The organism is Peristeroidobacter soli (assembly GCF_004138485.1).
Taxonomy (GTDB): Bacteria; Pseudomonadota; Gammaproteobacteria; order Steroidobacterales; family Steroidobacteraceae; genus Steroidobacter; species Steroidobacter soli.
Genome location: NZ_RYEV01000009.1, coordinates 115,422 through 128,023, shown reverse-complemented (window position 1 = coordinate 128,023; position 12,602 = coordinate 115,422). Strand labels below are relative to the sequence as shown.

General features: G+C 60.4%; 13 protein-coding genes. 10 read left to right on the top strand and 3 right to left on the bottom strand.

What is annotated here, in order from left to right; genetic code table 11:
• The first annotated feature begins 13 nt into the window (after positions 1 to 13).
• From EKO19_RS33520 to EKO19_RS33480, 9 genes are all read left to right on the top strand, one after another.
• A complete protein-coding gene (locus EKO19_RS33520) occupies positions 14 to 1,486 on the top strand; it encodes a serine hydrolase domain-containing protein (protein ID WP_129781791.1) in 1,473 nt (490 codons plus the stop codon).
• 223 nt (positions 1,487 to 1,709) lie between these two features.
• Complete coding sequence (locus tag EKO19_RS33515; RefSeq protein ID WP_157995564.1) at positions 1,710 to 2,618, top strand: dipeptidase; 909 nt, start codon at positions 1,710 to 1,712, stop codon at positions 2,616 to 2,618.
• 4 nt (positions 2,619 to 2,622) lie between these two features.
• Positions 2,623 to 3,921, top strand: coding sequence for an MFS transporter (locus tag EKO19_RS33510; protein ID WP_157995563.1), 1,299 nt, complete (start codon positions 2,623 to 2,625; stop codon positions 3,919 to 3,921).
• Between the two features lie 21 nt (positions 3,922 to 3,942).
• On the top strand, positions 3,943 to 5,382 hold the full coding sequence (locus tag EKO19_RS33505; protein WP_129781788.1) for an aldehyde dehydrogenase family protein: 1,440 nt from the start codon (positions 3,943 to 3,945) through the stop codon (positions 5,380 to 5,382).
• The gene (locus EKO19_RS33500; RefSeq protein ID WP_217705766.1) at positions 5,379 to 6,284 is read left to right on the top strand and encodes a sulfite exporter TauE/SafE family protein; all 906 of its coding nucleotides are present in this window, start codon (positions 5,379 to 5,381) and stop codon (positions 6,282 to 6,284) included. The genes EKO19_RS33505 and EKO19_RS33500 overlap by 4 nt, the downstream gene beginning before the upstream one ends.
• A 280-nt stretch (positions 6,285 to 6,564) precedes the next feature.
• Entirely contained in the window at positions 6,565 to 6,747 is a 183-nt protein-coding gene (locus EKO19_RS33495; RefSeq protein WP_129781787.1) for a hypothetical protein, read from the top strand.
• 401 nt (positions 6,748 to 7,148) lie between these two features.
• On the top strand, positions 7,149 to 7,604 hold the full coding sequence (locus EKO19_RS33490; RefSeq protein ID WP_129781786.1) for a hypothetical protein: 456 nt from the start codon (positions 7,149 to 7,151) through the stop codon (positions 7,602 to 7,604).
• Positions 7,601 to 8,008: a helix-turn-helix domain-containing protein gene (locus tag EKO19_RS33485; protein ID WP_129781785.1), complete on the top strand. Its 408-nt coding sequence runs from the start codon at positions 7,601 to 7,603 to the stop codon at positions 8,006 to 8,008. The genes EKO19_RS33490 and EKO19_RS33485 overlap by 4 nt, the downstream gene beginning before the upstream one ends.
• Positions 8,005 to 8,508, top strand: coding sequence for a hypothetical protein (locus EKO19_RS33480; protein WP_129781784.1), 504 nt, complete (start codon positions 8,005 to 8,007; stop codon positions 8,506 to 8,508). The genes EKO19_RS33485 and EKO19_RS33480 overlap by 4 nt, the downstream gene beginning before the upstream one ends.
• A 455-nt stretch (positions 8,509 to 8,963) precedes the next feature.
• On the opposite strand, the gene EKO19_RS33475 is transcribed toward EKO19_RS33480, so the two are convergent.
• A complete protein-coding gene (locus tag EKO19_RS33475; RefSeq protein ID WP_129781783.1) occupies positions 8,964 to 10,124 on the bottom strand; it encodes an aminotransferase class V-fold PLP-dependent enzyme in 1,161 nt (386 codons plus the stop codon).
• A 320-nt stretch (positions 10,125 to 10,444) separates the two neighbouring features.
• Here EKO19_RS33475 and EKO19_RS33470 point away from each other — a divergent pair, with 320 nt between their 5' ends.
• Positions 10,445 to 10,918, top strand: a complete 474-nt coding sequence (locus EKO19_RS33470) for an Lrp/AsnC family transcriptional regulator (RefSeq protein WP_407676675.1) — start codon at positions 10,445 to 10,447, stop codon at positions 10,916 to 10,918.
• Here EKO19_RS33470 and EKO19_RS33465 read toward each other — a convergent pair.
• Positions 10,875 to 11,669: a sulfite exporter TauE/SafE family protein gene (locus tag EKO19_RS33465; protein ID WP_129781781.1), complete on the bottom strand. Its 795-nt coding sequence runs from the start codon at positions 11,667 to 11,669 to the stop codon at positions 10,875 to 10,877. The genes EKO19_RS33470 and EKO19_RS33465 overlap by 44 nt on opposite strands.
• Positions 11,666 to 12,580: an MBL fold metallo-hydrolase gene (locus EKO19_RS33460; RefSeq protein ID WP_129781780.1), complete on the bottom strand. Its 915-nt coding sequence runs from the start codon at positions 12,578 to 12,580 to the stop codon at positions 11,666 to 11,668. The genes EKO19_RS33465 and EKO19_RS33460 overlap by 4 nt, the downstream gene beginning before the upstream one ends.
• Between the last annotated feature and the right edge of the window lie 22 nt (positions 12,581 to 12,602).

The following is a 12,602-nucleotide window of genomic DNA, read 5'->3' as shown; positions in this document are numbered from 1 at the left end:
CCCCGAGGTATCCATGTCTACTCGTCGCGACTTCCTGCAGCGGACGGTTGGCGTCGCGGCAGCTGCATTACCGTTGGGTCAATCAGCAGCCGCGGCGGACTCACAGTTCGAGCCCAAGGGGCGCACGAAGGTCGACGCAACCGATAACTACGCGCAGCGGCTCGAGGCGGCGCGCGTCGCTACCGGGATCACTGGAGCCTCGTTTGCCTATTGGGATGGCAGAGCGCTTCACACTGCCGTCTCTGGTCTGCGCAACAGCGTGACCCGGGATCCGGTGACCGTCGACACCGTGATGCACGTCGGCTCCATCACCAAAGTCATGAACGCTGCATTGATGATGCAGTTGGTGGACGACGGCGTCATCGCACTTGCCGATCCGGTGCTGAAGCATCTCCCCGAGCTGCGACTGCGCGACATGCAGGCGTTGCAGCGAATTACCTGCGGGATGCTCGTGAACCACACCAGCGGCATCGATGGCGAATGGCTACCGGAATACGGACCGGACCGGGAGCGCATCGTCGATGCGGTCAAGCGTTGCGCTGATCTGGGCCAGTTGTATGCGCCGGGAGAAGCGACTTCATATTGCAACCTCGCAACCGTCATCGCAGGCCATATGACCGAGAGGTTGCGCGGCAAGAGCTGGTACACGCTGATGAAGACTCGCATCTATGAGCCGCTCGGCATGCATCATGCTCTCGTGGATCCTCTGGAGGTGCCGCGCTTTCGCGCAAGTATCGGCGACTTGACGGACGTCGCAACGGGAAAGTTCGTGCAAACGACGCGGCCGTTTCTCGCTCCGAGCTTTGCGCCAGCCGGATCCACGCAAATGACCACGGCTGCGGATCTGGTGATGTTCGCTCGCGCGATGATCAACGGCGGGGTAGGCGTGAACGGCACTCGGATTCTCGCCGACGCTTCGTCCAAACGCATGATGGAACCTACGGCGGAATTTGTAGCCATCGGCACTTCGGTCTTGAAGGTCGGGCTGGGATGGATGATCTCGGCGGGCGGCGTGCTCGGCCATGGCGGCGGCGGGCCGGGCGTGCGCTCGCAGCTGTATGCGCATCCTGCCAGCGGCCGTGCCCTGGCTCTGCTGACCAACTGCGACAAGGGCGAGGCTCTGAAGTCGGCCTTCCTCGATCCGATTCTCGAATCCTGGACCGGCATCAAACATTCCCGGCCGCATCGTCTGAAGGGGCAAGTCGACCCCAGGCCTTACCAAGGGACCTACGAAAACAATGCGGATCGTTACATCGTCACTGCCCGTGAAGGCGGGCTCGCTCTGCGCACCGCGGACAAATTGAGCACGTTCGACAATTCCAATCAGCAAAGGCCGGCGGCGGCGCTCTATCCGGTCGGCAACGATACGTTCGAAGGAATGACGGCGACCGGCTCGGAGCTGGCAATCCGCTTCGTCCGGCCTGACGTTCGCGGGCAAATGCGGTTTCTCGCTAGCGGAGACCGGCTGCTGGCTCGAAGCCGATAAGGCCGCGAACGCTATGATCGGAACGAACCGGCGTGAGTTTATTCGTGGCGCGCTCTCAATCGGCGCGGCAGGCGCGACTTCAACGCTCTGGGCAGGAGATGCCGCACGACCGAGCACGCAAGAAGGCGATGCTCTGGGGCTGCGGCGTTTCGCGCTTGTAGTCAACGGGCTCGATCCTTCGAGCCTCAGCGCGGAGTACCTCGATCATCTCAGAGCGGGTGGAGTGAGCTGCTGGCACCGCAGTGTCGGCGACGATTTCGCTAGCTTCGCTTCGCTGCTGAGCTTCTGCGACGAATACAAAACGAACATCGCCCCTGCAGGCTGCGTGCGTGACATTCGGGAGTTCCACCATCAAGGCATCATTTCGCTCGTGTCCGGTTGGCAATCCGCGGAGGGACTGATCGTCGCCGGTGAGCCTGAGCTCGGAAACCTGCGCGCGTATCGCGAACTGGGCCTGCGGATCTGCGGCATCGCCTACAACGTCGCGAATCAGTTCGGAGGAGGGTGTCTCGACCCTCAGGTCGGCCTGACGCGCGCCGGGCACCGTCTGGTCGAGGAGATCCACCGATCGCAGATCGTGTTGGACGTCGGCGGACACACGAACGAGCAAACGTCCTTCGATGCGATCGCGATCTCAGCCGGCGTCCCCGTCATCTGCAGCCACACCAATGTGCGGGCGCTGAACGACAATCCACGTTGCTCCACCGACCGAATGCTCGAAGCAATCGCCAGGACCGGTGGCGTCATCGGCGTTACGGCCTTCAGCGACTTTCACGTCAGGAAAGCGAGCGACGCGCAGGTGATGCGCACACCGCAGGCAAGCCTGGATCGCCATCTCGATCAGTATGATTATCTCAAGCGGCTCGTGGGTACGGATCACATCGGCCTTGGCCCGGATTTCCTGAGCGGCCGCAATGATCCGGGACGCCTGTCGGCCGCCGATCAGCTGGTCATGGCGGCGGAAGCTTATAGCCAGGAAACACCCTGGTTCTACATCGAGGGATTCGAGAGCATCGACGAATTACCCAACGTCGCGCAGGGCCTGCTGCAACGAGGATGGTCCGACGCAGATTTGCGCAAAGTGCTGGGTGAGAACTGGTTGCGCGTCTATGAAGCGGTGTGGGGTGCCTGACATCGTGGATCAAACCAGAATACGGATTTCGAACCGCCAGGTCGCCGGTGTCTGCCTCGGCAATGCGATCGAGTTCTACGATTTCGTGACGTATGCCTATTTCGCCGCGCAGATCGGAAGAACCTTCTTCCCTTCTGAGACACCCGGCGTGAGCTTGCTGGCATCGCTCGCGACGTTTGGCATGGGATTCTTCACGCGACCGCTCGGCGCGTTGATGCTCGGCAGGTTCGCCGACCGGGCCGGCCGCAAGCCGGCGATGCTCCTATCGTTCGCGCTGATGGGTATCGCCGCGCTCGCCCTGCCATTGATTCCTTCCTATGCATCGATCGGCATCGCCGCGCCGATCCTGGTGTTGATGTTTCGTTTGTTACAGGGCTTCGCGATCGGCGGCGAAGTAGGCGCGAGTACCGCATTTTTGGTGGAGGCGGCTCCGGCTTCGCGTCGCGGCTTATATGCGTCGCTCCAAGCCATGAGCGCGGACATGTCTGCGCTCACCGCTGGAATTGTCGGCGTCGCGCTCGCGAGCGTGCTGGAGCCCGCGGCGCTCGATGCATGGGGATGGCGGGTTGCGCTACTCCTCGGTGCGGTGATCATTCCTGTCGGACTGATGCTACGTCGGACGCTCGATGAAACCTTACAACCGGTTGGCGTTTCTCTGGAGTCTCCGCCGATGCAAAGCTACGCGCGCGTAGCGGTGGCCGGTGTCTGCCTCGTGGCCGCCGCAACCACGACAAACTACTTGCTGAAGTACATGACCACTTACGCCAACTCGACACTCGGGATGACTTCCCGACTCGCGTTCGGTGCAACGGTGGTTGTTGGATTATGTGGCGCGATATGCGCTCCATTGGCCGGCTCACTCTCCGACCGATATGGGCGCAAGCGAGTGATGCTCATCCCGTGGCTATTCCTGGCGATCCTGGTGTTTCCGTGCTTCGAGATGCTCGAGCGCGAGCGGACCGCTGTGGCGCTCTATGCCGCCTGTGCTGTGCTCGCGACTGCGTCGACGCTTTCCACATCAGTGTTTTTCGTCGTCATCGCTGAAGCTTTGCCGCAACGGGTGCGGTCCGGCGCGCTGGGGTTGGTCTACGCACTAGCCGTTTCGATCTTCGGCGGATCCGCGCAGTTCACCGTTGCGTGGCTCACTCGCGTCACTGGAAACCCGCTGACACCGGCGTGGTACATGATTGGCGGCGTGATCGTCGGTTTGGTCGCCATGCGCGCCATGCCCGAGACCGCGCCCTGTCAACGACGATTGTTTTGCGCCACCGGCGACAATCGGACGGTCCCGGTTAAGAGATAAGTAGCGGCTCAAAGGGGCGACATGCGCGAGTATCTTGGATTCTATATTGACGGCGGTTGGGTCGAGCCCGCACGCCCCGAAACATTGGACGTGATCAATCCCGCCAACGGGAACATCGCGGGTCGGATTTCCATGGGTTCGGCTGCAGACGTCGACCGCGCGGTGCAGGCCGCCCGCCGCGCGTTCGTCAGCTGGTCCAGGACCACCCGCGCAGAGCGTATCGAAGCTTTCGAGCGGGTCATCGAGGAATATCGACGTCGTCACGATGAGCTGGCAGACGCGATCACCGAAGAGATGGGCGCCCCGATATCCCTGGCCCGACAGGCGCAAGCGCGCAGTGGCTTGGCGCATCTGGAGGCAGGTCTCGCCGTGCTGAGGAATTTCGCTTTCGAGCAGATGCGCGGAACTACGCGGATCGTCAAGGAGCCGATCGGAGTTTGTGGGCTGATCACTCCGTGGAACTGGCCCATGAACCAGATCGCCTGCAAGGTGGCTCCAGCACTCGCAACCGGCTGCACGATCGTGCTCAAGCCTTCTGAAGTTGCGCCTTTCTCGGCCTATCTGTTTGCCGAAATACTCCACGCAGCGCGGATTCCCGCGGGTGTTTTCAATCTCGTCAACGGTGCGGGCGCTAGCGTTGGAGCGGCTATCGCCTCCCATCCGGGAGTGGACATGGTTTCATTCACCGGCTCTACGCGGGCAGGGGTGGAGGTGGCGAGGGCCGCGGCGCCCGGCGTGAAACGGGTCGCGCAGGAGCTGGGCGGGAAATCACCGAACATCATTCTCGACGATGCCGATCTCGAGCGGGCAGTCACGGCGGGAGTCAAGCACGTGTTGGGAAATTCCGGCCAGTCCTGTAATGCGGCGAGTCGGATGCTGGTGCCCGCCGACAAATTGGACGAGGTGACTGCCATAGCAAAAAGGGTCGCCGAGGGCATGCGGGTGGGCGATCCGCGTAGCGGCGCGGACATGGGGCCGGTGGTCTCGCCGGCACACTGGCTGAAAATTCAGGAGCTGATTGCCAGCGGAATCGAAGAAGGAGCCGTTCTTGTCACGGGCGGGTTGGGTCGTCCGGAAGGATTGAATGCGGGCTGCTACGTCAAGCCCACGATCTTCGCGCACGTGAAGAACGACATGACGATCGCCCGGGAGGAGATATTCGGCCCGGTTCTTTCAATCATCAGCTATAGCTCGGTCGATGAGGCGATCGAAATCGCCAATGACACAGAATATGGCTTGGCCGCTTACATCTGGGGCGCCGACATGGCGAGGGTTGGTGCGGTAGCCGCGCAAGTGCGTGCGGGCCGCGTGTCGATCAATGGGGCTGGGGGTGATTTGCTGGCGCCGTTTGGCGGATATAAGAAGAGTGGCAATGGCCGGGAATGGGGCGAGTACGGCTTCAATGAGTTTCTCGAGGTCAAGGCGGTGTTGGGCTACGTTTCGGATGCCCGCGAGCAGTGACGGCACAGTTGCAACAAACGACAATCGCAACGCACGGGTTGATCGGAGCGCTCTCGCTTACTGCGGTGTGGTATGCATGGCGCTGGTGGTCTACTGAACGCGGCAGGCCTGTCGCGGTCACACGCAAGCCGCGGCCGGGCGACACGCTGCTCGGGTTCGTCACTAATTTCTTCGACACACTCGGGATCGGTTCATTCGCACCTACCACCGCAGTATTCAAGCTCTGCGTTCGCATGCCGGACGAGCAGATTCCCGGAACTCTGAACACTGGACACGCGCTTCCGACGCTGGTGCAGGCATTGATCTTCGTCGGTGTCGTCAAGCTCGATCCCGCGACTCTCATCAGCATGATCGTTGCGGCAGTCGTGGGGGCGTGGATCGGGGCGGACGTTGTCGCGCGTTTGCCGCGGAGGCTGATTCAGACGGGCATGGGCGCGGCGCTGCTCGTCGCGGCGCTCGTCTTCGTCGCAACCAATTTGGGTTGGCTGCCCGGCGGAGGTGACGCTCTCGGACTCACTGGTGCTCAGTTGGCTGCGGCAATAGCAGTGAATTTCCTTCTGGGCGCCCTGATGACGCTGGGAGTGGGACTGTATGCGCCGTGTCTCATGTTGATCAGTCTTCTCGGAATGAATCCGCTGGCAGCCTTTCCCATCATGATGGGCTCGTGCGCCTTCTTGATGCCAATCGGTGGAGTGCGTTTCATCCGCGTGGGCCGGTACGACCTGAAGGCTGCGCTGGGGCTCGCCATCGGCGGGATCCCCGGCGTGTTGATCGCCGCGTTCATCGTCAAGTCGCTTCCGATCGGCTGGCTGCGTTGGCTGGTGGCTGTGGTAGTGGCCTATACCGCCATGCTCATGCTGTATTCGGCGCGCCCCAAGAGCGCACCAAGTGCATCTGCTTAAAGATCGCGCAACTCCTCGATTACGCATTTGAGTGAGGCTGGGCGGCCGAATTCACGTGAAGATCCGGAAGCTACACCGCGCACCCAGATCGTCTGAGAGCCCGGAGGACAGTCAAGCTGCCTGCTTAATCAGCTTGCCACACCGTACTCGCCGTCAACCGAAGGCCGCCGAGCTTTCGCGGCATAAACGGCGCCTCCCCGCAGGATCGCGGGTCGCCGAGATCAACGCGATGTTTGAGCCAGGGCTGCGTTCGGCATCATCATCATCATGGGCGGCGGCAGTGGATAAAGGGCTGCTCAGCGCGCAGCGCTTCGTGGACGCGATGAACCATTTTGGCATTGATCAGCGCTGCGTGGTGGATCGCGAGGTGCGCTGGCCGGCAAGTGATGTCGCTGTCCTCGACTATGCGGCAGCTCACGAACGGCCGAGGCTTGAGCGTCATCTGTCCGAAGCGGCCCATTGATCGGAGGAATGCATTGAAAATAGAGATCGCGTTCGACGCGCGCGACCTCATGCGAAATGGAATCGCCCACAGCGCCCAATGTTGGCGGCCGAACTTCGAGCTCGACGACCGCTTCGATGGTCGCCACCGGTGGCCAGGTGGCGAGCCATGATTCTTTTACGGCTTGGAGGTTGGGGGTGAGGTTGCCTGCCAAGGTGGGCAGTTTTGAGGATACTCGATTTAACAATAATCACACTTGGGCTGCGTGCTACCTGGTTATGACGAGGTCAAGCCATTGATAACTAGCGGTATCTCGCCCGCTCTGGCTGGTGTCGTATCCAGAAAATTGGGGAGAAATGGGGCGTGGTCGCCGAAGAGCGCCGGTCAATATGAACGAAGGCGGGCTGTCAGGTCGTACAAGAATGGCCTACAGCCTGCGAATAGCTCACGCTGTCGAAAACATCAGTAGAAATCTGCTCGTTAATCTATATATTAACTCCAGCCAACCGATGGACGAGTACCACAGCGGAAGTAGCTTGACGATTTGGCTGTGGGAGGGTGCTGAGGCGTCATGGGCCGAAGCGGAAGTGGGGGTCATGGAAGCGCATCAAGCGCAATTTCGAGCGCGTTTAGCTCGATTGGCGGAGTTCGGGCGGTTACGTGTGCCGGACCACATGAATTCCGAGGGTGATGGGATTCACGCGGTTAAGGGCAATACGGGTTTGCGTGCATATGGATGGTTCGATCGGGTGAGCGGTCGCCGAGCATTCATCATTAGTCACGTCGTTCTGAAAAAGAAACAGAAGTTGGATCCAGCTGATCTGGCAAAGGCCAGCGCTCGGAAAGACAGTTACAGATTGAGTAAGGAGTCGAAATGAGCAAGCTTAACGATTGGGTGGAAGCGTCCCCCGAGCGCGAGCGAATCTATGCTCAGGAGAAGCTCATCGTTGACACCGCTGAAGAGATCTGGGAAGCCATGGACAAGCTTGAGGTCTCGAAGGCCCAGCTGGCTGCCTCTTTGGGAAAGAGCAAGGCGTTTGTCAGCCAGATTCTCACCGGTTCGAGAAACATGACGTTGCGAACGCTCGCCGACATCGCGTCATCGTTAGGGAAAAAGGTCTGCGTGCGCCTGTTAGATGCCCACGAGTCAAATGCATGGCAATCCGTCGATGCTGTACTTATCAGCAGGCGCGTTGCTGGGTTCGCAGAAGTTGAAGTGAGCAACGATCCGCGCTGGAGCAACGTAATCCCTCTCCACAAAGAGAGCTGCAAGGCTGCATGAGCGACCTCCTTTGGCAGATGCAGCAGGCCCTTGTGCTGCAAGATGTCTTCGTTCGTCGAGCGGAAGCCCACACTGAGGATGGTTTCGACCCGAAGTATTCGAAGGATTTGCTTGGCGTCCAGATAAAGTTCACGAATTCTGCGGACATCGAGCGCTTTGAATTAACGGAAGACAGTGAGCCTCACCGGAAGATCAGTGTGCTTCGATACTCAGTAGATACGGGGGTACGCTTCGTAGTTACTGACTCCCTTGAAGCCGCTGAGCCGACCATTCGAGCTGAAATCAGCGCCACCTTTTCTGCAGATTACGTTGTAAGCAACGAGGAAGTCATCACAGAAGAGGCGATGTCCGCCTTCGCTCAAAACGTGACATACCACATATGGCCCTATTGGAGAGAGTTCATCCACAGCACTTGCGCGCGCCTCAGGCTGCCAAGTGCGGTGCTGCCGATGTTCCAACCCAAAAAAAGTGCCCCGAAGATTGCGACTGGCGACACCTAACATTGACGCGACCTCGGCCCGCGTGGTCGTAGTAAGGTGTTCGCTTCCTCGCAATGTCCAGCCCTGTCTTGATTGTCGTTTGTCGTTCCCGTTCACAATCAGAGAAATCGCCGAAAAATTAGAAGCGTAGGGGATGCCAGGTCTTCCGGTCTTCCGAAGGCGCGGCTAGTTCGTAAGCGCGAATTCCCCTAGAGTCCCATTGTCGGTCCGGTCGTCAACTACACCGACCGCCACGAGAATATGCTTTGTTATGAATGAGTTAGATCGCCGCGTTTCCATTGCGCCGATGATGGACTGGACCGGCACTCGCGCTGCGAGTTAGCAGATCAATCGGTTAATTCTGTACCAACCGATTCAACGCTATTCGTGACGAGACCACGAACGCCCTGACTCCCAGGCGCAATGATTCAGGAGCTTCGACAGCAAAGCCCCCTTCGGTCGTCGTGACTATGGCGCTACATACTCGAGCGCAGTCGTGGCAACTCGCGTCTCAGGGTCGCGATGGCGGCGTCTACTTCCGCTGCGGTCGTGAACCGGCCGAGGCTGAAGCGTAGCGAGCTGTGCGCCAATTCATTGGATCGACCCATCGCATGCAAAACATGCGATGGCGCATCTGAACCGGAGGAGCAGGCGGAGCCGGCCGAGACGGCGAGGTCGCGTAACGCGAACTGGAGGCTTCCACCAGCGACGCCGTGAAACGAGATGTTCAGGAGGTGGGCTACTTGATGCCGCGGATCGCAGTTCAATTCGACGCCACCGAGCGCCTGAATGCCTGCCCAGAGGCGGTCGCGCAGCTCACGGATTCTTGCACTGTCGGTGGCCATGTCGGCGACCGCCACCGACAGTGCCGCGCCCATGCCGACAATCTGATGTGTCGCGAGCGTTCCCGAGCGCAGACCGTATTCCTGGCCGCCGCCGAAGAACAGCGGTTGCAGTCCAAGTCCCGGCTGACGACGCAGATACAACACGCCGATGCCTTTGGGCCCGTAACACTTGTGCGCCGTCAACGACATGAGATCGATGCACGCCGACTCGACGTCGATCGGCAGTTTGCCGGCGCTCTGGGCCGCATCGACGTGAAACGCGACGCCTCGCTCTCGACATGCCCGCCCTACAGCGGCCACGTCCTGAATGACGCCGATCTCGTTGTTCACATGCATGAGAGATACCAGCACAGTGTCTGCACGGAGCGCGTCAATGACCTGCGCCGGGCTGACTGCCCCCGAGGGGGCGGGCCTGAGATACGTGACTTCGAAGCCTTCGCGCTCCAGCTGCCTGAGAGGATCGAGCACGGCTTTGTGTTCGGTCAGGGAGGATATGATGTGCCGTCCGCGTCCGCGGTTGAAACGCGCCGAGCCGAACAATGCCAGATTGTTCGATTCAGTGGCACCCGAGGTCCAGATAATCGAAGCAGGCTGGGCGCCGATCGCCTTCGCTACTTGTACTCGCGCGGTCTCGATGAGGTTACGCGCACGCCGCCCATATTCATGCCCGGTGGACGAGGGGTTGCCGTGCGCGCCTCTCGCGCCGAGGCATTCGATCATGCGCTCAGCGACTCGTAGATCGATGGGCGTAGTGGCGGCGTAGTCCAGGTAGATTGGAAATTCCGTGGTCATGGCGACGTGTCGTTGGTTGGAGTTGCTGAGAGGGTTCGCAGGGCCTGGCAACGTCGTCCGTTGGATGAAAATGCAATTGCCAGCTGCTTGCCGGCATGTCTCAAGCCCCATGTTTTCGAGCGTCGCATGGAAACATGTTGGCGTTGAAAAAACCTTACCGAGATTTTTCGAATCCGGGTCAGTCTTGGGATGTTCATCCACCACCACGCCGCCAGGTTGCAATTCCGGTCTGGCTTGCAGCATTCTGCAGAAAGCGCGGCGATGTCAGTCGAGTCGCGATCCCACTTCCGGAAGATTACGAAATGTCGAGCAAGGTGAGTCTGGACGAAGCGGATATCCGCATTCTGCGCGTGATGCAGGAGGACGCGACGCTATCGGTCGCGGCGGTCGCCGATCATGTTCATCTGTCTCACAATGCCTGCTGGCGCCGGATCAAGCGTCTGGAAGAGGTGGGCGTGATCAGTCGACGCGTGACGCTGCTCGATCCAGCAGCACTGGGCCTCGACATGACGATCTTCGTGACCATCCGCGCGAGCGAGCACTCCGAGGAATGGTTACAGGGCTTTGCAACGGTGGTGAGATCGATCCCGGAGGTCGTTGAGTTCTATCGGATGACCGGTGAGATCGACTATCTGCTGAAACTGCGCGTGCAGAACATCACGGCCTATGATGCGGTTTACAAACAGCTCATCAAAGCGGTGCGGCTGACGGATGTGAGCGCTGCGTTCGCGATGGAAGAGCTCAAACACACTACGGCGCTGCCGCTGCTGGGCGCACTGACTGCCAAATCATGAACGCTGCCACCAGGAAGGTGAGCACCGCGAGCAGGGTTTCCAGAGCGCCCGTGCGATTCGACAAGCGGCGTGCGATGTGAGTGCCGCCTGAGCCGCCGGCGATTCCCCCGGCAACGAACAGCAGCGCCAGTCGCCAATCGACCAGGTCCACGCGCGCGTAGTTCAGACCTGTCGTGAGTCCGAACGCCGCGACCGCCACGAGCGATGAGCCGATGGCATGCAGCGTCGGCATGCCGGTGGCGGCCACCAGGCTCGGCACGATCAGAAAGCCACCGCCGATACCGAAGAATCCCGAGAAGATCCCAGCTGCGCCGCCAAAGCCCAACACTTTTGGCAGTTGCTTGCGGCCGCAATGCGCGTCCGGATTGCCAGGCACGCAACGTTTCTTCAGCATGAATATGCCGGCGAGCATCATCATGACTGCAAATGCGCCGAGTAATTTGCGAGCGTCGAGCGCCATGCTCAGTGTCGAACCAAGCAATGCGCCGATGACGCCAATGGCGGCAAAGAGTCCGGCGCAACGCCACTTTACCTGTCCGGCACGAGCGTACTTCGGAAGTCCCGCAGCGGCGCTCAGGCCCACGGCGAATGCGCTCGTTCCTATCGCTAGGTGCGCATCCGGCACAGCGAGGACATAAACCATCAACGGCACCGCGAGAATGGATCCGCCGCCACCCACGAGCGTCAAAATGAAACCGACCAGTGCACCGGAAGCCACAGTCAGTGCGCTGTACGCCAGTTCAAAGCTCATTTGCCGAAAGCGTCCAGAGGAATTTTCAGGTAGCGGATGCCGTTCGTCTCCGCTTGGGGCAGTCGACCGCCTCGAAGGTTGACCTGGACGGCGGGCAGCAAGAGTTGAGGAACCGAAAGTGTGGCATCACGCTGCTCGCGCATCAGCGCGAAATCCTCTTCGCTGACGCCATCGCGCACGTGGATGTTGTCGCTGCGCTGTGCGCCGACGGTCGTTTGCCACGCATACCGATCGCGGCCCGGAGCCTTGTAATCGTGGCCAACGAATATTCGGGTGCTGGCCGGCAGAGCGAGCAAGCGGCGGATCGAACGGTAGAGCTGACGAGCGTCGCCCCCGGGAAAATCGGCTCGGGCGGTGCCATAGTCGGGCATGAAGATCGTATCGCCAACAAACGCTGCATCGCCGATCACATAGGCCACGTCCGCGGGAGTGTGCCCGGGCACGTGCAGGACCGTGGCTGTCAGCTCTCCGATGCTGAAGCAGTCGCCATCGTCGAACAGACGGTCGAACTCGATCCCGTCGGTGGCCGCCATGTTGAAGAGTGCGCCGAGCGTTCGTCCGATCCGAATGATATTGCGTCCGATCGCTAGCTTACCGCCCAGGATCGAATGCAGGTAGGGCGCGGAGGAGAGGTGATCCGCGTGTGCGTGCGTTTCCAGCAACCATTGCACTGACAGCGCTTGCTGATGGATATAGGAGCGGATCATGTCCGCCGAGCGAGTGGCCGTGCGTCCCGAAGCGGCGTCGTAGTCCAGTACGCTGTCGATGATCGCTGCCGCCTTCGTCGCAGGGTCGTGGATGACGTAGCTCGCCGTGCATGAAGGTTCGTGAAAGAACGCCTGCACGATCGGCACGCCAGGCTGCGCGGCACGGATGGTTTTGGCAGCCTGAGCCAGTATCGCGTCGTTCATGATCCCTCTGGACGCAAGCGGT